The organism is Paenibacillus sp. SSG-1, from assembly GCF_002224835.1.
GTDB lineage: Bacteria > Bacillota > Bacilli > Paenibacillales > Paenibacillaceae > Paenibacillus_AQ > Paenibacillus_AQ favisporus.
The window spans coordinates 401,805-421,582 of sequence record NZ_MBRK01000001.1; the positions used below are offsets into that span (position 1 = coordinate 401,805).

Sequence of the window (19,778 nt, forward strand, 5' to 3'; positions counted from 1 at the left end):
TCAGGCTAACTTAGAAGGTAATAGAGGGGAACCTGCCATACACACCTTTGTGAATGCGCTTACAACAGGTGGGTCAATGAGTAAGGAGCGAGGATGATGTTGAACGTACTTTTAGTGGACGATGAGCCGTGGGTTCTTGAGGGCCTCCGGACGATGATCGACTGGAACAAATACGGTTTTCAGGTTTGCGGGGAGGCACAGAGCGGACCGGATGCGCTGCGGTTCATTCAGGAGCATCGTCCGGAGCTGGTGGTCACCGACATCAATATGCCGGTGCTGAACGGCATTGAATTGATCGAGCAGTCGAATCAGCTGCTGGCCAAACCACCCAAATTCGTTGTGCTGAGCGGCTATGACGACTTTTCGTACGCCCAGGCGGCGATGCGGCAGCGGGTGGCTGAATACCTGCTTAAACCGGTGGATGACGATGAGATAGGGGAACTGCTCGTCAAGCTCAGCCGGAAGATCGGCGATGAAATTGAAGCAGAGCATCATCAGGCGAAAAAGGAGCTGTTGGCCGTCAGCCATATGATGAACAGGCTGATACAGGGAGAGTACGGCGAAGCCATGGAGGAGCAGATCAAGCGTTCTCTGAAGCTGGAGGGCACTTCAGAGTTGCAATGCTTGCTGGTATGGATAGAAAACGTATTCGATTCCGCTGAGGTAAGTCCGCTGCTGACTCGAGGATTTGAGGGAGAAACAGGTTGTCTTTTTCAGGACGGAAGCGGAAGAATGGGATTTGTCGTGCAGTCCGGCGCCTCAGTTTCGGGCCGTCTGCAGGATGCCGCAATCCAGATTCACCGGGAGCTGACTGAACGGCTGGACGGGCCGGTCATTATCGCCGTCAGCGAGCCGAAACGCAGTCTGCGCTCGATCCGGGAGTTGTATGCCCAAACGGTGGAAGTCGTGGAGCGGAAGCGCTGTCTGGGGAAAAGCGGAGTGTTTTTCTACCAGGAGTGCATCCGTCCGGTAAACCGGGAGCTGCTCCTGCAAACATTCAAAACGCTTCTGGAAACGCTGCAGGAAGGGGATCCGGAAGGTATCACCGCTTGTGTCAGGGAATCCTTCGGATGGATTGCCGCGGTTCCTGTGGAGCTGGAATGGGTGAAGAGCCATGTGGCGGATATGGAATGGTCCGTCTGCGGCCTGATCAAGGACCTGAACGGCGACCCGGCCGCTTTGATGAAGGCACAGGAAAGGCAGCTTGGCACGCTTGGCGAAATCAGGGATTACCGGGCGCTTCAGGCTTATGTGGAGCGTTTCTGCCTTCAGGCGGGGGCCCTTCTGTCCGAGCTGAAGCTGAGCAGCGAGAGCAACACCATTTACCAGGTCGTGCAATACGTCGACCGCGAGTTCCGCGGAAGGCTGCAGCTGCAGGATTTGGCCCGGCATTTTCATATGAACGCGACTTACTTGGGCCAGCTGTTCAAGAAAACGACGGGGAAGCCGTTTAACGAATACCTCAATGACAAGCGGATCGAAGAGGCGAAAAGGCTGCTCAAGCGCTCCCCGCTCAAAATCTCCGACGTGGCGCTTCAGGTGGGCTACCCGAACACGGACTATTTTATTAACAAATTCAAGCTGAAAACCGGCATGCTGCCTTCGGCCTACAAGCAGGATGCCGGAAATTCGCCGGATGGACCGATGGGGGAGCGATGAAATGATGTCCACGCGCAAATTCAAGCTCCGGAAGATCGTCAACGATATTCCGCTGAATTATAAATTTCTGCTCATCTTTATCGTCGGCGTGCTGCTCCCAGTGATCGTCATCAACCTGGTGGTGACGGACCGCCTGTCGGACCTGATCAAAGCACGGGAGGAGCAGAACCTTGATATCTCGATCGAGCGGGCGAGAAAGGATATTCATGATTTCATCGACGGCGGAGTAGCGGTAAGCCATGCCTTAAGCAGCGATAAGATGTTGTATGAAATACTCGACCGGAAATACGCGAGCCAGATCGATTTTTATGACGCCTTTGACGAGCAGCTGCGCAACCGGGTGACCAGCTACATTCCGGTGAACAACCAAATCGAGCGCATCAGTATTTTCACGGATAATCCGACGATCGTCGACGGAGGGAACTACCACGTCATCGATGACGAGGTCCGGGCGAGCGACTGGTATAAATTGTGGAAGGACTCGCAGAATCCGGTGTTCGTCGCAGCGTACCGGGCCAACCAAGCCAGCAGCAGCGTGTTTACGGCTCCTTATTTGAGCGTGATCGAGCGGATGGATTATTTTGATAACTACGATCACTATCAGAAGCTGCTGCGAATCGACATCGACCTGAACAAAATTTATGACGTGATTGTCCGGGAAAAAGATTACCTGGATCTTTACCTGGTCAATGAGCGGGACCAAATCATTATGTCGGCCCAGAGCGGATATCAGACCGGCACGACGGACGCGTACCCGGTATTCAAACTGTCTGCTGAGGACAAGGAACAGGACGTTCATTCGGTCAACATCGGCACCGCCAAATACGTCAAGGGATGGCGGCTGATCGGGATCACCAAGGGTGTGCGCATCACCAATGCGATGAACGAAATGAGATTGTATGTCGGTATCGTCGCAGCGGGGATTACCCTGTTCACGACGGGATTTATTTTCATTATGCTGAGATCCTACAATTACCGCGTGAAGCGGCTGGCACGGCATATGCAGAAGGTGACGAATGAGAAGTTCGACCTGATCCAGATCGACGAGGGGCGTGATGAAATCGGCGGACTCATCCGCAATTTCAACAAGATGACCGGCCGGATCAAGTTCCTGATCAACAACGTCTACAAGCTGGAAATCCAGCAGAAAAACCTGGAAATGGAGCGGGTGCGGGCCGAACTGAACTTTTTGCAGAGCCAGATGAATCCCCATTTTCTGTTCAATACGCTGAATGCGATCCTCGTCGTCTGTACGAAAAACCACTACACGGACGTAACCGACATCGTCAAAAGCCTGTCCAAGCTGCTGCGGCGGCTCCTCAGCTGGAAGGAAGACATCGTGACGCTGGAGGAAGAAATGGTGTTTATCGACATGTATCTCAAAATCGAGAAGTTCCGGTTCCGTGACAAATTCGAATACCGCTTCGATATCGATCCGGACGCGCTGCAGTACAAAATCCCGAAAATGAGCATTCAGCCGCTTGTGGAAAATGCCTGCAAACACGGGCTTCAGGCGATCGACGGACAGGGCATCGTGACAGTCAGTGCGTACGTTGCCGACGAGCGTCTGCGCATCGTTATTGCGGACAATGGTAAAGGCATGGAGCTGGAGCGGCTCAAGGAAATTAAAAAGGCGGTACAGACCGAAGACGAGTCCGGCGCCAATATCGGCATCCGCAACGTGTACCGGAGACTTGAGCTGTACTATCACGATCAGGTGCGCTTTGATATCGTAAGCAGCCCGCAGCAGGGCACGACCGTATTTTTTGAAATTCCGATCAAGTTTCTAAGCGGTATGGCAGGCTGATCGATCCGTAATACAGGAGGGGAACCATGACATTTAAAGTGTTGTTGATCGATGACGAACCCGCTGCCCTGGAGGGGCTGGAGCTGTGGATCGACTGGGAGGAACTGGGCTTTGAGGTATGCGGCCGTGCAAGCAACGGAAAGGAAGGGCTGCATTTCATCCGGGAGCTGGCGCCGGACCTGGTCATCACCGACGTCCGGATGCCGCTGATGGACGGGCTGGAAATGATCGAGGCGTGGAGCCTGGAGGGAACAGCGCCGGTCAAATTCGCCATTGTCAGCGGATATGGTGAATTTAAATACGCCCAGAAGGCGCTGCGATACGGCGTCAATGCGTACCTGCTCAAACCGGTCATTCCGGAGGAGGCGGCTGAGCAGATCCGGGACATTCGGCGGGAGCTGGTGCGGGAGCGGGAGGAACAGAGCCTGACGAGGATGGCTTCTTACGAAGAGGCGGTTTCGATGATTAAAGATCTGCTGAATGGCGGTGCGAACGCCTTGGACGGCAGGGAGAAGGATGTCACCCGCCTGTCGGATGCCATGCCGGCATGGAATATGTGCCTGGTGCAGGCGGCGCCGGATGCTCTTGCCAGGCTGAGGGCGAAGGCTGCCGCAATGGCAGAGGCGGGGGAATACATATACCTGGTCGATCTGGAGCCGAGCAGCTTCGGGATTGTGTACGGTTGGAACTCGGCAGAGGATAACGATAAGGCAGCTTACGCGATGGCGGAGGAGCTGCTGTCGGAAAGCGCGGACGGACAACGGGTGTTTATGGCGTCAGGGCAGGCGGAGAACAGCCTGCACCGGATCGGCTGCTGCTGCAAGGCGGCGAAGAAGGCCATACAATATGCCTTTTACCTTGATCATGCCCCGGGCTTGATCCTTTACGAGCAGGTAGAACATCTCCAGTTTGAGGATCATTTCGAGCGGTTGGATCTATTTAAAGAAATGCCCCAGGCCGTATCGCTGCTGGACAAGCCGGCTTTGCGAAAAACGGTACAGTTAGCGGATTCCAGCCTGCGGGAGTCCATGCCGAATCCGGACTTCGTCAAAAAACTCGCCATCCATGTCATGTATCAAATCATGAGCCATATGCGAGAAGCAGCCGGCCCGGCAGCGGAGCCCTGGATCGAAAAGCACGATATTCCCCGGATATCCGGCACCGTGATGACGCTTGGCGACGTGATGGGCGATTTGCTGTCCTGCGCCGAGGGCTGCATCGACTTTTTTATACGGGAACAGCAGCGGCAGTCCCAGGGCATTGCCCAGGAAATTATCGACTACGTCCGCGAGCACTACCGGGAGCCGCTGACGATCCGCAAGCTGGCCGAGGTCTTCTACCTGCATCCCGTTTATCTCGGCCAGCTGCTGCTGAAGAAGAACGGCATCGGCTTTAACGAAATGCTGCATAACCTGCGGATTGAAGAGGCTGTACGCCTGCTGGAAAACAGCAGTTTGAAGAACAGTGAAATTGCGGAGCGCGTCGGTTACGGCCATTACGGCCAATTCCTCAAGCAGTTCGAAGCGAGGCATGCGATGTCCCCCAATGAATACAAAAAAAGGATGTTCTAAAGTTTTGAAGGTGACTCCTTTAATTCCGATATAGTTTCGGCTATGGCAGCGCTTTTACAATAAAGGCAGTTACATGAAAAGGCTTACAATAAAAAGCTTGGTGTGGCTAAAATTTGACGGAGGTGCTTTACATGGGGGGAAGATTTAAACCGCTGTTTCGTCTTGGCATACTCATGGCGATGACGTTCAGCGTAGTCCTGTCCGGCTGCGGCGGCAGCAAAGACAACAGCGCAGACAACGGCAGCAGCTCTACAGGGCAGACAGCAACCGGAAGCAGCAGCGACGGAAAGGTGGAGCCGTTCAACGTGAGCGTTTTCATCGGGGAAGCCGGGCAGCAGCCCACTCCGGACAACAAGATTTACAAAAAAATCAAGGATGAGACGGGAGCCACGTTTAATTTTGAGTTTTTGGCAGGCGACATTAACCAGAAGCTGGGCGTCATGATTGCCGGCTCCGACTACCCGGATCTGATGACCGGCAACACGAAGCTGACAGCGGCTGGAGCCTATATTCCGCTGGAGGATTTGATCGAGAAGTACGCGCCAAATTTGAAGAAGCATTATGAAAAATACTGGAACATGATGAAGGACCCGAACGACGGGCACATTTATATTCTGCCGAACTATGGAGTATACAACGGCAAGCTGAACAGCACCTGGTATTCCGGGCCGGCGTTCTGGGTCCAGAAGGACGTGCTGGCTGAGGCCGGCTATCCGAAAGTGAAGACGCTGGACGAGTACTTCGACCTGATCGCCAAGTATAAGGCGAAGCATCCGACCATCGACGGCAGCCCGACGATCGGTTTTGAGATTTTGAACTATGACTGGAAAAACTGGGGTCTCTTTAACCCGCCTCAGCATCTGATTGGTCATCCGAACGACGGTGGCGTTGTTGTGAACAACGGCGTAGCCGAAATTTTTGCCGATAAGGATTATGCCAAGCAATACTACCAGAAGCTGAATCAAATGAACGAGCAGGGGCTGATCGACAAAGAGACGTTCGTACAGAACTTTGACCAGTACCTGGCCAAACTGTCCAGCGGCACGGTGCTCGGCATGTTCGACCAGCACTGGAACTTCCAGAATGCCGAGAACTCGCTGATCACCCAGAAGAAGTTTAACCGGACGTATGTGGGACTTCCGCTCGTATATGACACAAGCACGAAGGACTATTATCGCGACCGGGCTGTGCTTAACCTGAACAACGGCTTCGGAATCAGCGTCAATGCAAAGGATCCTGTGAAGATCATCAAGCTGCTCGACACCTTGATCACGGAAGATTGGCAAAAAGTGTTCTCATGGGGCATTGAAGGTGAGGACTACATCGTCAACGACCAGGGCCGGTTTATGAGAACCCAGGAGCAGCGCGATAAGCAGTCGGACGGAACATGGAAGCTGGCGAACAAAGCTGACGCCCTTTTCGGAAACTTGCCGAAAATCGAGGGAAGCTTCAGCGACGGCAACTCCACCGACGCCGCTGCACAGCCGGAAGAATACAAAGCGGGCCTGAACGATTACGACAAAAAATTCCTGGAAGCTTACGGCTTTGACAGCTACGTCGATTTCTTCAGCGAGCCGCCGGAGAATCCGATTTACTACCCGGCCTGGTCCATCGATCTGGTCGAAGGATCGCCAGCCAAAGTAGCGAACACGAAGCTGAACGATCTATCCACCAAGTATTTGCCGAAAGCAGTTTTGGCGAACCCGTCCGATTTTGATTCGGTATGGAATGAGTACACTTCACAAATTCACAAGGTCGATGTCAAGGCGTACGAAGACAAGATCAACGAGCAAATCAAGTGGAGAATCGATAATTGGAGCAAATAAGGGTTCACAGAAAGTGGGAGGCGCTAATGAGCGCCTTCCGCTTTATAGATACCCGCTCCGGAATTTGAATATGGTGAGGAGAGCAAACGTATGGCTGTGACTGTAACCAATAAGAAAGCTGTCCGGAAACCAGAGAAGAAACGGAAGCTGACCTGGGCTGTGCTGAAGAGCCAGCAGCAGTTGATCTGGATGTCCGTGCCCTTGACGTTGTATATCATTTTATTTGCCTACGTTCCGGTCTGGGGCTGGACGATGGCATTTCAGAACTACAAACCGGCGCGTTCCTTCAGCCAACAGGACTGGGTCGGATTCAAGCAGTTTAAATTTTTGTTTACCGATGACGATTTTATGCGGGTGCTGCGCAATACGCTCGGGATGAGCATTATCAATCTCGTGCTTGGTTTCGTAACGGCAATCGTGCTCGCGCTGCTGCTCAACGAAATTCGAAAGGTCATTTGGAAAAGGACGGTACAAACGATTTCTTACCTTCCGCACTTTTTGTCCTGGGTTATCGTGACCGGGATCGTAGCCACTTCGCTGGCTTCCGACGGCATTGTCAACGATATTTTGATGAAGCTGCATCTGATCAAGGAACCGATTTTATGGCTTAGCGAAGGAAAGTATTTCTGGGGCATCGTCGGTGCTTCCCATGTGTGGAAAGAAGTGGGCTGGAACACGATCATCTATCTGGCCGCCATGGCGTCGATCGATCCCGCGCTGTACGAAGCGGCGGAGATGGACGGAGCCAACCGCTACCGGAAGATGTTTCATGTAACTCTGCCGGGGATCAAATCCACGATCGTGATTCTGCTGATCATGTCCATCGGCCATATTTTGGACGCTGGCTTTGAGGTTCAGTACCTGCTCGGCAACGGGCTTGTCGTGGACTGGGCCGAAACGATCGATATCTTTGTCTTGAAATACGGGATTGCTCAAGGAAACTATTCACTTGCCACAGCCGGCGGGATCTTTAAAACGGTCGTGAGCGTCGCCCTGTTACTGGTGGCCAACTGGACCGCAAAGCGGCTTGGGGAAGAGAGGCTGTTATGAGTATGGAAAATCATCAAATCAGCCCGCAGGGAGCGGCTGGTGTTACGATAAGAAAAAGCATGCGCTCGAGCAAGGTTGAGCCGGTGCTGTTCAATACGTTTAATGCGATTTTTATGATCTTTTTGGTGGTTGTCACGCTGTATCCGTTTTTGAACACGATCGCCGTGTCGCTGAATGCGGGTAACGATACGATCCGCGGAGGCATTTATTTATGGCCACGGCAATGGACGCTGCAGAACTACAAGGCGGTGTTCGCATCGGGCACGATTTATGACGCATTCTGGATCTCTGTGGCACGGACCGTGCTGTCCACGGTGCTGAACATCTTCCTGACAACGATGCTGTCGTATACGCTGAGCCGGAAGGAATACGTCTTACGCAAGCCGATCACCGTCATTTTCGTGCTGACGATGTACTTCAGCGCCGGCCTGATCCCGGGATACTTCCTGATCAAGGACCTGCACCTGCTGAACAGCTTCTGGGTGTATATTTTCCCGTCCATGATCAGCGCGTTCAACATGATCGTTATCCGCACCTATATCGGAACGATTCCGGACAGCCTGGTCGAATCGGCCAAGATCGACGGCGCCGGCGATTTCAAAATTTTCCTGCGGATCATTTTCCCGCTGTGTACACCGGTGCTGGCCACCATCGCACTGTTTGTGGCCGTAGGCGCATGGAACTCCTGGTTTGACGCATTCCTGTACACGTCTTCCAGACAGGAGCTCAGTACACTGCAGTATGAGCTGATGAAGCTGCTCTCGTCGAGTATGAACTCCAACAGCAATCCGAACGTGGCGGCAGGCGTCGGCGTGAACCAGGAAACCGCGGTATCGATGGTGACGCCGCTCTCGATCCGCGCAGCTATAACGATTGTTGCCTCCGTTCCGATTCTGGTGGTCTATCCGTTTCTGCAAAAGTATTTTGTGGTCGGACTGAATGTCGGCAGCGTGAAAGAGTAACCGAGTCAAAAAACGGAAAAGAGCAGTGGATGGCGATTTTTCGAACCCTAAGAGAACCGAACCGCATAGGGGCCTTTTAGTGGCCTCCCAAGAGGTCATCGTGGCGGCCGCCGGATTTCACTAAAGTCCAAATTAACACCCATAGGCAGGAGGGAGTCTGTCATGAATTCAACGGGCACGCATACCGAGCAGGCGCTGAAGGATCTCTTCGCGCAGCATTTCCGGATCGGGGCGGCGGTCAATCCGCGGACGATCCGGTCGCAGGAGCAGCTGCTGGCGCACCATTTTAACAGCATTACCGCGGAAAACGAAATGAAGTTCGTCAGCGTTCATCCGGAGGAAGACGTGTATACGTTTGAGGATGCGGATCTGCTGGCCGATTTCGCCGGCAGGCACCAAATGGCGATGCGCGGGCACACGCTTGTCTGGCATAATCAAACCCCGGACTGGCTGTTCGAGGACAGCCAGGGACGGCCGGCAGGCAAGGCCTTATTGCTTGAGCGGCTGCGCTCGCATATCAATACGGTGGTGGGGCGGTACAAGGGCCGGCTTTATGCCTGGGATGTGGTCAACGAGGTTATCGCCGACGAAGGCGACGCGCTTCTGCGTCCGTCGAAGTGGCTGGGCATCGCCGGGCCGGAGTTTATCGCCAGGGCGTTCGAATACGCCCATGACGCCGATCCGGAAGCTCTGCTCTTCTACAACGACTACAACGAATCACATCCCGCCAAGCGGGATAAAATCTATGCGCTGGTGAAGTCCTTGCTGGAGCAAGGCGCGCCGATCCACGGCATCGGCCTGCAGGCGCACTGGAACCTGTTCGATCCGTCCCTGGACGATATCCGCGCGGCGATCGAGAAGTATGCTTCGCTCGGCCTGCAGCTGCAGCTCACCGAGCTGGACGTGTCGGTCTTCCGCTTCGATGACAGGCGGGCCGATCTGACTTCGCCGGAGCCGGGCATGCTCGAGCGTCAGGCAGAGCTGTACGAGGGCGTGTTCGGTCTGCTGAAGGAGTACAGCGACGTCATCAGCGGGGTGACGTTCTGGGGGGCGGCCGACGACTATACGTGGCTGGACGATTTCCCGGTGCGCGGCCGCAAAAACTGGCCGATGCTGTTCGATGCGCAGCACCGTCCGAAGCCGGCTTATGACCGGATCGCCGCGTTGTTTGCGGAGTAGGCGAAAACGCAAAATAGCGAAGAAGCGGATTCTTGCAGCTTGCAGCAAGCAAGCGCCTGGTATTAGATGATGCCGTTCTCCTATGATCTACGGGGGACGGCTCATTCCTTTACCAATTGGAAATGTTCTAAATCGGAATACATTCGTTACATGGAAACTTCGATGGGGTTCGGGCAGAAACGTCATGCGTCTTACCGACAGGGAAGCGTTGATATCAAAGAGCGGCTGGCTGAGCGAGGGATTGGGGTCTCGCCCATCGATGGTTATCCGAATCTGAGATGAAGGGGAAGTCGAGACTTAAACAGGGGGGTGAGAGGAAACCGAATTTTAATCCGGCAATATAGAATGAACTAAAAAAGAATGTTATCGGCCGTATTTGGGCGGTTATAACAGGAAGTTCAGTGCAACACTTTTGTTCAATCTATATAGCTAAACGATTCTATCAAGAGAATGGAGGTATTGATGGAAATGCATGCAACGTGGTCACGTTTGAAAAAATCGGTTTGCGGATGGTTAGCCGGTGTAACGGCCCTGTCGATCGTACTGGCCGTGCCGGGGCCGGCTCAGGTGTCGGCTTCAAGTAACGCCACCGTCAACTTATCGGCGGAAAAACAGGTCATTCGCGGTTTTGGGGGAATCAACCACCCCGTCTGGATCGGGGATTTGACGGAAGCCCAAAGAGAAACGGCTTTTGGCAATGGGGACAACCAGCTCGGCTTTTCCATCCTCAGAATTCATGTAGATGAAGATCGGAACAATTGGAGCAAGGAAGTCGAAACGGCCAAGAGTGCGATTGCACACGGAGCTATTGTGTTTGCATCCCCTTGGAATCCGCCAAGCGATATGACAGAGACGTTCAACCGGAATGGAGATACGTCGGCCAAACGGCTAAGATACGACAAGTATGCCGACTATGCCCAGTATCTTAACGATTTCGTTACGTTCATGAAGAACAACGGTGTGGATCTATATGCGATATCCGTCCAGAATGAGCCTGATTATGCCCATACCTGGACGTGGTGGACCCCTGAAGAGATGCTTCGCTTTATGAAGGAAAATGCAGGCTCCATTAACTGCCGGGTTATCGCGCCGGAATCGTTCCAATACCTGAAAAACATGTCCGACCCTATTCTGAACGATCCGCAGGCCCTGGCCAATATGGACATTTTGGGTACCCACCTGTACGGGACCCAGATCGGCGATTTCGCGTATCCTCTCTTCAAGCAGAAGGGAGCGGGCAAAGAACTGTGGATGACGGAAGTATATTATCCGAACAGCGATGCCAACTCTGCAGATCGGTGGCCCGAGGCGCTTGACGTGTCCTATCATATTCATCATGCGATGGTAGAGGGAGATTTCGAGGCTTACGTATGGTGGTATATCCGCAGGCAGTATGGTCCTATGAAAGAGGACGGTACGATAAGCAAGCGCGGGTATAATATGGCTCATTTCTCCAAGTTTGTCCGCCCCGGTTATGTCAGGGTCGATGCAACGAAGAACCCCGATACCAACGTCTACACCTCTGCATATAAAGGCAACAACAAGGTCGTGATTGTGGCCATTAACAAAGGCACCTCAGCGGTAAGCCAAACCTTCACCTTGCAAAACGGCAAGGCGTCGAAGGTCACCCCATGGGTAACGGACGCCAGCAGAAATATGGCAGCCGGATCTTCGATTAAAATCAAGGGCGGTTCTTTTACGGCCCAACTTCCTGCCCAGAGCGTGACAACCTTCGTAGGTGAATTGGCGCATTAAACGGTGCAAACTAAACGGTGAGACAGGATGATGATTTCGGCCCGCCGGCTCGTTAATCGGGAATGATATGTAACAAAAAGAGAACACCTCCCTTTCAAGGGAGGTGTTCTTTTGCTTATCACTCTAATCTCAGGCATATGCTCAAGTCCGGTCTTACTTGCTAACCGTCCCCGCCACCGGAACCGTCTGCCGTCTGCGCTCCTGCATATAGACGGCCAGCACGATCAGGAAGGCGAGCCCGACGAGCAGGGCGCCGATCCAAGGCAGGGAGGTGAGCCCCATCTCGTCGATGACCCATCCGCCGAAGAAGGCGCCGAACGCGTTGCCGAGATTCCCGGCGGAGTGATTGGAAGTCGAGGCGAGCGCGGGTGCCTCCTGCGCCAGGTTCATAATTTTCACCTGAATGCCTGGCATGACCGCAAACGAAGCGGCTCCCCACAGGAAGATCGTAACGACTGCGCCAACGGGGCTTTTGACGGTAAAAGTGAAAATCGTCAGCAGCACACAGATGGAGAGGAAGATGCCCAGGATCGCGGGCATCAGCCTCCAGTCGGCGAGCTTGCCGCCCAGCATGTTGCCGACCGTGACCCCGATGCCGAACAGGACGAGAATCCAGGTGACGCTGCTTTCATGGAATCCGGTCACCTGCTCCAGCAGCGGGGCGATATACGTAAAGACGGCGAACAAGCTTGAGTTGCCAACGGCGCAGGCCAGGAGGATGATCATTAGCTTGGGCTGGGCTACCGCCCTGAACTGCTTGCCCAGGCTGGCCGACTCATCGCGGCGGATCCGCGGGATGAACAGGACGATGCCGATCAGGGCCACGATCCCCATCACCATGATCGCGCCGAAGGAGGCGCGCCAGCCCAGGTGCTGGCCGACAAAGGTGCCCACCGGCACGCCGATAATGTTGGCGATCGTCAGGCCCGCCATCATGATGGATACTGCTCCGGCCCGCTTATGCGGCTTGACAAGGCCGGAAGCGATGACGGCGCCGACGCCGAAGAAGGTGCCGTGGCACAACGCCGTTATGAGGCGGGCTGCCATCAGCACGGTATAGTTCGGTGCGATGACGGCAATGCCGTTGCCGAGAATGAACAGCGCCATCAGCAGGCAGAGCAGCAGCTTCTGCGGAAGCCGGTGAGTTAAGATGGTCAGGATCGGGGCGCCGACCGCTACACCCAGCGCGTAGCTTGTGATCAGCTGCCCGGCTGTGGAGATGCTTACGTTCAGATCATCGGCTACATTTGGCAGAATGCCCATGATCACGAATTCGGTCATGCCGATCGCAAAGGCGCCCACCGTCAGCGACAGAAGGGAGACAGGAAAGGGTTCCTTGCCTTTTGCCGTCGTACGGGGATGCAAATCTGGAGTAGAAGTAGAATTCATGCTGCAGCTTCAACCTTTCTGTAACCAGACCGTCGCCGTCCGGATCATGTTCTTTCTCCATAGTAACAGGAAAACAGGGGATTTTCAGAAAAAGTTTCACGGTTACTGGTTAGATAGGGGGCTTGTAAAGGGCCGAAACATTCTAATCTTTGAAATAAAAAGTTGACACAAAGTGTTATAGTAAGCGGTTTAATTGGGATTTTTATTGAAAACCTAAATCTGAAAATTTGCATTTCATTCGATGGAATTTCCTCAAAAACGGAAATTCAGACGAATTTCGACAAAAACATGACATATATATTGACACGAAATCTCAATTCTATTAAAGTTCAATTAATAACATCACTGGAGAAATTATAAGACCAAAGTCGGACGCTAATTCGGGTAATTATCCCTAAATGCCGAGTTTGAATCCGCTGTGTTCCTTTTTCCTACCAAGATTTTCTCCATAGGTGAAATTAATTAAAATGGAGGACCGTCTCCGATGCAGAAGCACGATCAGGATTATATCCGGAGGAAAAACAGAAGTACGGTGTTTGAACTGATCCGTAAACACTCGCCCCTGTCCCGTGCCGAGATCGCCAGACTGACAGGAATGAGTCCTACGACGGTCAGCCGGATCGTTTCCGAGCTGTTCCAGCAGGACTTTATGCATGAGATCGAGCAGACGACGACCGGCGTCGGACGGAAAGCTGTGATGCTGCATGTGAATCCCGGCTCGGTGCTCTCCGTGGGCGTTGAAATCGACCGCAGCGGCATCCGGATCGGCATTGTGGACCTGGATGGCAAAGTGGTTCACAGTACGCAGGTGACGCGCGATTCCCGCGAAACGCCGGAGGCAACGCTGGAGCGTATCGCCTCGGCCATCGAGGAGCTGATCCTGGCGGAGGACATCGACCGCCGCAAGGTGGTCGGCATCGGCGTCGGACTGCCAGGCATTGTCGATTACGCCGGGGGCAGCGTGGTACTGTCCGCGCAGCTTGGCTGGAAGCAGACTGACATCGCCGGGGAGCTCCGGCGGCTGACCGGATTTGAGGTTGCCGTGGATAACGAGCTGAAAGTCCGTGCGCTGGCCGAGCACCAATATGGCTCGGCGAGAGGATCGAGCCGCTCGGTGCTGATCGGCTTCGGCAGCGGGGTCGGCTCCTCCCTGATCATCGATGGGGAAATCTATCGCGGGGAGACGAACAGTGCCGGGGAAATCGGGCATACGGTAGTAGACCCGGGAGGCCTTCTGTGCGAGTGCGGCAAGGTCGGCTGCCTGCAGACCTATATCGCTGAAGCGTCGCTTGTTGAGCAGGCCAACAAAATCAAACCGATCGGATCGCTGGAGGAATTGTTTCAGGCGAAGAAGGACGGAGAGTATTGGGCGGCGAGCATTGTAGACCGGGCCATGACTTTCGTAGCGGTCACGGTCAGCAACATCGCCTGCGTATACAACCCGGATACGGTGATTCTGACCGGCAAGCTGGTGGAAAGCTTCCCTGAAGTCCGGGACTTCATTTCGGACAAATGCATGGATCAATTTGTGTGGGAGCCGCTGCGCGGAACGTTCCAGATCGTCTACTCGGCTCTGGAGAGTGACGGCGTGGTGATCGGATCGGGCATACTGGCCCAAAACCTGTTCCTGGACATCGACAGACAGATGGAGCAGGCAGACTAAATTTAACGAAGCGGGTGTTGACGTATGAAATTGGAACCGTTGGTGGAGGAATACCGCGGCGGCGTGCTGGAGAACGTGCATCTCGGCGTGCTGTGCGGCGTATCGGATCAAGGAGAAGTCATCTATGAGGTGGGCGATGCGGAGCATATGACCTTCCTGCGTTCGGCGGCCAAGCCGTTCCAGGCGATCCCGGTCATGAAGCAGAACATCGCCGAAAAGTACGGGCTGACGGATGCGGAAGCCGCCATGTTCGCCGCCTCCCACCGGGGCGAAACGTATCATATCGAAGCATTGGAATCGATTATGGCCAAAACCGGCCTCAAAGAAGAGCAGCTGCTGTGCTGCCCGACCTATCCGTTGAACGATGAGCCGAAGTTCGCCCTCATGCGGGAAAATAAACCGCCGCGCAAGCTGTATCATAACTGCTCCGGCAAGCATCTCGGCATTCTGGCTGCGGCGAGGGAGATGGGCTTGCCGACCGAGACTTACTGGCAGCCATCGCATCCGCTGCAGCAGGACATCCTTCACACGCTCGCGGACATGGCCGAATATCCGGTCGATCAGATTAAAGTAGGCGTTGACGGCTGCGGATTTCCGATCTTTGCGCTGCCGCTGAAATCGATCGCCACGGCATACCTGAAGCTGGCCTGCCCAGAGCTGATCCGTGATGCCGGGACGCGGGAAGCCGTGCAGCGTATGGTCCGCTATATGCACGCTGCGCCGGACAGCATCGCGAGCCATCAGTTTATCTGCTCGGAGCTGCTGCGGGACGACAACATCGTCGCCAAGGGTGGAGCCAAAGGTGTCTACTGCTTCTCTTTAATTCGGGAACGCGTCGCTTTTGCGCTGAAAGTGATCGACGGCTCGGAGACACCGTGGCCGATCGCCGTTGCTTCGATCCTCGAGCAAATCGGATACAGCAACCAGGCCACGATTGACCGTCTGTATACGGTCGTTTCAAAGGAAATCAAGAACGACAACCACATTGTAGTCGGCGAGCGCAGAGCCGCTTTTACCCTGGCAGGTAAGTAAACGCAAGCTTCTAAATAAAGTAATACTCTCCTTTTCGAAAAATTGTTCGATCTACGAAACTAGCATTTCGGCAGTAACGAATAGAGGAAGCAGGAGAGACCAAGCACCTGATTGCCATTGACACGCAGTACCGGAAGTTCTTCAGCATGAATGAGCACAAGAGATTCGGATTCACCCGCGGCTTCCTTCGGAAACGGCGGTGCAATCATACATTCACAAAGGGGACATAAAGGAGTGGGACATGCAATGAAAAGGAAAAAGGTAAGCTTGCTGGCGACGCTGCTTGTCGTATCGGCCATTTTCACAGGATGCTCGTTCACCGGCGGCGACAGTAAAGGCGCGAGCTCGGGCACGACGGGGGACACGGGCAATGCCGCACAGACGGCGTCCAAAGAGCTGAGACTGTCTGTAGAAAGCGAAATTAAAGACCTGAATCAATGGGCGGCATCCGACGACGTATCGTTTACGGTGCTGAACAATATCGGAGAAGGGCTGTACCGCCTCGATCCGAAGAACGAGCCCCAGCCGGCCATGGCAGAAAGCTCGGAGCTGTCCGAAGACAAGCTGACGTATACGTTCAAGCTGCGCGCTGACGCCAAATGGAGCGACGGATCGCCGGTAACGGCAGCCGATTTCAAGTTCGCCTGGCTGCGTGAAATGGATCCGAAAACCGGAACCAACGGCTATTCCTTTATTATGACGGACTACATTGTTGGTGCAGCCGAGTACGCAGAAGGCGGTTCGGCGGACAAAGTCGGCATCGAAGCGAAGGATGACAAGACGCTGGTCGTTCATTTGAAGCAGCCGACGCCTTACTTCCTGAGACTGACTTCGCTGGCTCCGTACTTCCCGATGAAAGAGGAATTCGTGAAGTCCCAGGGCGAAAGCTATGCGCTGAGCCCGCAAAACATGCTGTTCAATGGTCCTTACACGCTGACTTCGGTCGATGCCGCCAGCGGTGCGGTGCTCGAGAAGAATGCCGGCTATTGGGACGCTGCGAACGTCAAGGTGGACAAAGTGGACGTGAAAGTCATCAAGGAAAAGAGCACGGCGCTGAACGCTTATAAAGCCGGACAGCTTGACCGTGTGCTGCTGCAGTCTTCCGATGTCAATGCATCCAAGTCCGACCCTGGATTCGGAACAGGCATCAACTTCAGAACGACGTACCTGCAGTTCAACCTGAAGGCGGACGGCGTGAGCAACATCAACATCCGCAAAGCGCTGGAATACGGCTTCGACTCCAAACTGCTGGCAGACCAGGTGCTGAACAACGGTTCCAAGGCCGCTACAGGACTGATTCCGGACCAAATGAGCGCAACGGGAGGCAAAAGCTTCCGCGAAATGCAGGGCGACCTGATCACGCCGGATGCGGCAAAGGCCAAATCCTATTGGGAGCAAGGGGTTAAAGAGCTGGGTAAAGCGCCTAAAATTACGATGCTCGTAGCGGACACCTCCGAAACGAAGGACGTCGCTACCTTTATGCAGAGCGAGTTCAAGAAAAACCTCGGCATCGACGTGGCCATCGACACCAAAACGGCGAAAGCCCGCGGACAGCTGATGGACAACAGCCAGTATCAAATGGCGATTACCGCATGGGGCGCCGATTATGATGATGCCATGACGTATCTGGATCTGTGGGCAAACCACACGCCGTACCGCGGAAACTATGAAAATCCGAAGTACGACAAGCTGATCACTGACGCCAAGAAAGAAACGGACGAAGCAAGACGGATCGACATGCTGCTGGCTGCCGAAAAAATTCTGACGGCAGAAGACGTCGTGGTCGTTCCGATCTACTTCGGCGGATACTCCTACCTGCTGAGCGATAAAGTCGAAGGACTGGACTACCATCCATACGGCAACCCGGTTGACTTTAAATATGCAAGCATCAAGTAATGCCGCTTCACATGGGCATGTATCGGGAGAGGAGAGAAGCGCGGCTTCTCTCTTTCCCTTTCCTGGATCAAGCTCCGGGACGTAATGAAAATTTTGAAGGCCCCGCGTATTGGGAGGTGCAACATTGAAACGGTATATCGGCATCCGGATCGTATACTTACTGCTGACGTTGTTTATTATTACGACCGCCACCTTTTTCCTGATGAAAGCACTGCCTGGCACTCCGTTCGATGAAGAGAAGCTTCAGCAGCTGCCGCAGGAACAAAGACAGATGATTTATGCCAGCTACGGCTTGGACAAGCCGGTTGGCGTGCAGTACGTGAACTATTTAAAAAATATTGTCAAAGGCGATTTGGGAACGTCGTTTTTCTACACCGGTCAACCTGTAAAGGACATCATCATGAGCCGGATCGGACCTTCGGCCTTGATCGGTCTGCAAGCGGTTCTGCTGGGACTGGCCATCGGCATGATCCTCGGGATCATCGCCGCTTACCGCCATAACTCCGGCTGGGATTACGCCACCATGATTATCGCCGTTCTCGGCGTGTCGGTGCCGAATTTCGTGCTTGCGGCGCTGCTGCAGTATTTTGTCGGGCTCAAATGGGGGCTTCTGCCGGTCGCATTCTGGGAGAGCTATCCCAGCTCCATCCTGCCGTCCATTGCGCTCTGCGTCGGCGTCATCGCCTTGATCGCCCGGTTTGTACGGACAGAGATGCTGGAGGTGCTTGAGCAGGATTATGTCACGACGGCTAAGGCAAAAGGGCTTGGGTTCGCGCGCATCATGTTCCAGCACGTGATCCGCAACTCGCTCATTTCGGTCATTACGATTCTTGGTCCGATCGTAGTCAATTTGCTGACAGGTTCGCTCGTCATTGAGAATATTTTTGGGATTCCGGGGATCGGGAGCCTGTTCGTCGACTCGATCAAAATGAACGATTATTCCACGATTATGGGGATCACGATTTTTTACAGCGCCTTCTATGTATTCGTCATGCTGATCGTGGATCTGCTGTACGGCCTGGTGGATCCGCGGATCCGTCTGGCATCGGGAAAGGAGTGAGGACATGACGCAAATGGATAACGTGGATGCGCTGTTTAAGCCGGCCGCCGCAAAGCCGGACGAACGGGAGAAGATTTCGGGCAAATCCTTGACGGCTTTTCAGGACAGCTGGAGACGGCTGAGACAAAACAAAGCGGCGATCGTCAGCTTGGTCATCCTGGTCATCATGCTGCTGCTGGCGATCGTTGGTCCGTGGATCGGACATCACGACTATTACTCTACCGATTATAATGCCGTCTATCAAAAACCGAACGCCGATCATTGGTTCGGCACTGATAAATTCGGCCGGGATCAATGGGCCCGCGTATGGCAGGGAACGCGCGTATCGCTCCTGATCGCCGTGCTCGCCGCCGCGCTCGACCTCGTCATCGGGGTTGCCTACGGCGCCATTTCCGCCCTGTTTGGAGGAAGAGTCGATAACGTGATGCAGCGGATCGTCGAAATTTTGACCGGGATTCCGAGCCTGATCATTATTATTCTGCTGATGATGGTGATGAAGCCGGGGATTGTGACCATCATGGTCGCGATGTCCATTACGGGCTGGGTCAACATGGCCCGGCTGGTCCGGGCACACATTATGAAGCTGAAGTCGCAGGAATTCGTCCTGGCGGCCCGTACGCTGGGCACGCCCACCGGGCGCATCATTACAAAGCATTTGATTCCGAATACGATCGGCATCATCGTCATCAACACGATGTTCACGATTCCGTCGGCGATCTTTACCGAAGCGTTCCTGAGCTTTATCGGCCTTGGACTTCAGTCGCCGATGTCTTCGCTCGGGGTGCTGATCAACGACGGCTTCGCATCCTTGAATACGCAGGCATACCTGCTGCTATACCCTTCGATTGTCATCGTCCTCATCATGGTAACGTTCAATATTCTGGGTGACGGGCTGCGGGATGCGCTGGATCCGAGAATGCGGAAATAGG

General features: G+C 54.1%; 14 protein-coding genes. 13 read left to right on the forward strand and 1 reads right to left on the reverse strand.

The window, feature by feature from the left end:
• Positions 1-96: 96 nt before the first annotated feature.
• The 8 genes from BCV73_RS02025 (at position 97) to xynC (ending at position 11,809) form a co-directional block, all read left to right on the forward strand.
• The gene (locus BCV73_RS02025) at positions 97-1,659 is read left to right on the forward strand and encodes a response regulator (RefSeq protein ID WP_089545778.1); all 1,563 of its coding nucleotides are present in this window, start codon (positions 97-99) and stop codon (positions 1,657-1,659) included.
• Positions 1,637-3,466 (forward strand): sensor histidine kinase, encoded by a 1,830-nt coding sequence (locus BCV73_RS02030; protein ID WP_256992719.1) that lies wholly within the window; start codon positions 1,637-1,639, stop codon positions 3,464-3,466. The genes BCV73_RS02025 and BCV73_RS02030 overlap by 23 nt, the downstream gene beginning before the upstream one ends.
• A gap of 26 nt (positions 3,467-3,492) precedes the next feature.
• Positions 3,493-5,037, forward strand: a complete 1,545-nt coding sequence (locus BCV73_RS02035; protein ID WP_089545779.1) for a response regulator transcription factor — start codon at positions 3,493-3,495, stop codon at positions 5,035-5,037.
• Positions 5,038-5,168: 131 nt separating this feature from the next.
• A complete protein-coding gene (locus tag BCV73_RS02040; protein ID WP_089545780.1) occupies positions 5,169-6,863 on the forward strand; it encodes an ABC transporter substrate-binding protein in 1,695 nt (564 codons plus the stop codon).
• Between the two features lie 90 nt (positions 6,864-6,953).
• A complete protein-coding gene (locus BCV73_RS02045; RefSeq protein ID WP_089545781.1) occupies positions 6,954-7,913 on the forward strand; it encodes an ABC transporter permease in 960 nt (319 codons plus the stop codon).
• A gap of 2 nt (positions 7,914-7,915) precedes the next feature.
• Positions 7,916-8,875 (forward strand): carbohydrate ABC transporter permease, encoded by a 960-nt coding sequence (locus BCV73_RS02050; protein WP_179232121.1) that lies wholly within the window; start codon positions 7,916-7,918, stop codon positions 8,873-8,875.
• 162 nt (positions 8,876-9,037) lie between these two features.
• A complete protein-coding gene (locus BCV73_RS02055) occupies positions 9,038-10,054 on the forward strand; it encodes an endo-1,4-beta-xylanase (RefSeq protein ID WP_089545782.1) in 1,017 nt (338 codons plus the stop codon).
• A gap of 468 nt (positions 10,055-10,522) precedes the next feature.
• Positions 10,523-11,809 (forward strand): glucuronoarabinoxylan endo-1,4-beta-xylanase XynC, encoded by a 1,287-nt coding sequence (gene xynC / locus BCV73_RS02060; RefSeq protein WP_089550065.1) that lies wholly within the window; start codon positions 10,523-10,525, stop codon positions 11,807-11,809.
• 153 nt (positions 11,810-11,962) lie between these two features.
• Here xynC and BCV73_RS02065 read toward each other — a convergent pair whose 3' ends face one another.
• The gene (locus tag BCV73_RS02065; protein WP_089545783.1) at positions 11,963-13,198 is read right to left on the reverse strand and encodes an MFS transporter; all 1,236 of its coding nucleotides are present in this window, start codon (positions 13,196-13,198) and stop codon (positions 11,963-11,965) included.
• Between the two features lie 484 nt (positions 13,199-13,682).
• On the opposite strand from BCV73_RS02065, the gene BCV73_RS02070 reads away from it, so the two are divergent.
• The 5 genes from BCV73_RS02070 (at position 13,683) to BCV73_RS02090 (ending at position 19,777) form a co-directional block, all read left to right on the forward strand.
• Complete coding sequence (locus BCV73_RS02070; RefSeq protein WP_089545784.1) at positions 13,683-14,861, forward strand: ROK family transcriptional regulator; 1,179 nt, start codon at positions 13,683-13,685, stop codon at positions 14,859-14,861.
• 24 nt (positions 14,862-14,885) lie between these two features.
• Entirely contained in the window at positions 14,886-15,893 is a 1,008-nt protein-coding gene (locus BCV73_RS02075) for an asparaginase (protein WP_089545785.1), read from the forward strand.
• Between the two features lie 246 nt (positions 15,894-16,139).
• Entirely contained in the window at positions 16,140-17,789 is a 1,650-nt protein-coding gene (locus tag BCV73_RS02080; protein WP_076170526.1) for a peptide ABC transporter substrate-binding protein, read from the forward strand.
• A 124-nt stretch (positions 17,790-17,913) separates the two neighbouring features.
• Entirely contained in the window at positions 17,914-18,849 is a 936-nt protein-coding gene (locus tag BCV73_RS02085) for an ABC transporter permease (protein WP_076170525.1), read from the forward strand.
• A 13-nt stretch (positions 18,850-18,862) separates the two neighbouring features.
• Positions 18,863-19,777 carry an ABC transporter permease gene (locus tag BCV73_RS02090; RefSeq protein WP_244879341.1) on the forward strand — a complete coding sequence of 305 codons (915 nt, stop codon included), beginning with the start codon at positions 18,863-18,865 and terminating at the stop codon, positions 19,775-19,777.
• Position 19,778: the final 1 nt, after the last annotated feature.

Excerpts from the sequence above, each read along its gene's own strand:
- BCV73_RS02025 (WP_089545778.1), top strand. The coding sequence starts at position 97 with ATGTTGAACGTACTTTTAGTGGACGATGAGCCGTGGGTTCTTGAGGGC.
- BCV73_RS02030 (WP_256992719.1), top strand. The coding sequence starts at position 1,637 with ATGGACCGATGGGGGAGCGATGAAATGATGTCCACGCGCAAATTCAAG.
- BCV73_RS02035 (WP_089545779.1), top strand. The coding sequence starts at position 3,493 with ATGACATTTAAAGTGTTGTTGATCGATGACGAACCCGCTGCCCTGGAG.
- BCV73_RS02040 (WP_089545780.1), top strand. The coding sequence starts at position 5,169 with ATGGGGGGAAGATTTAAACCGCTGTTTCGTCTTGGCATACTCATGGCG.
- BCV73_RS02045 (WP_089545781.1), top strand. The coding sequence starts at position 6,954 with ATGGCTGTGACTGTAACCAATAAGAAAGCTGTCCGGAAACCAGAGAAG.
- BCV73_RS02050 (WP_179232121.1), top strand. The coding sequence starts at position 7,916 with ATGGAAAATCATCAAATCAGCCCGCAGGGAGCGGCTGGTGTTACGATA.
- BCV73_RS02055 (WP_089545782.1), top strand. The coding sequence starts at position 9,038 with ATGAATTCAACGGGCACGCATACCGAGCAGGCGCTGAAGGATCTCTTC.
- xynC (WP_089550065.1), top strand. The coding sequence starts at position 10,523 with ATGCATGCAACGTGGTCACGTTTGAAAAAATCGGTTTGCGGATGGTTA.
- BCV73_RS02065 (WP_089545783.1), bottom strand. The coding sequence starts at position 13,198 with ATGAATTCTACTTCTACTCCAGATTTGCATCCCCGTACGACGGCAAAA.
- BCV73_RS02070 (WP_089545784.1), top strand. The coding sequence starts at position 13,683 with ATGCAGAAGCACGATCAGGATTATATCCGGAGGAAAAACAGAAGTACG.
- BCV73_RS02075 (WP_089545785.1), top strand. The coding sequence starts at position 14,886 with ATGAAATTGGAACCGTTGGTGGAGGAATACCGCGGCGGCGTGCTGGAG.
- BCV73_RS02080 (WP_076170526.1), top strand. The coding sequence starts at position 16,140 with ATGAAAAGGAAAAAGGTAAGCTTGCTGGCGACGCTGCTTGTCGTATCG.
- BCV73_RS02090 (WP_244879341.1), top strand. The coding sequence starts at position 18,863 with ATGGATAACGTGGATGCGCTGTTTAAGCCGGCCGCCGCAAAGCCGGAC.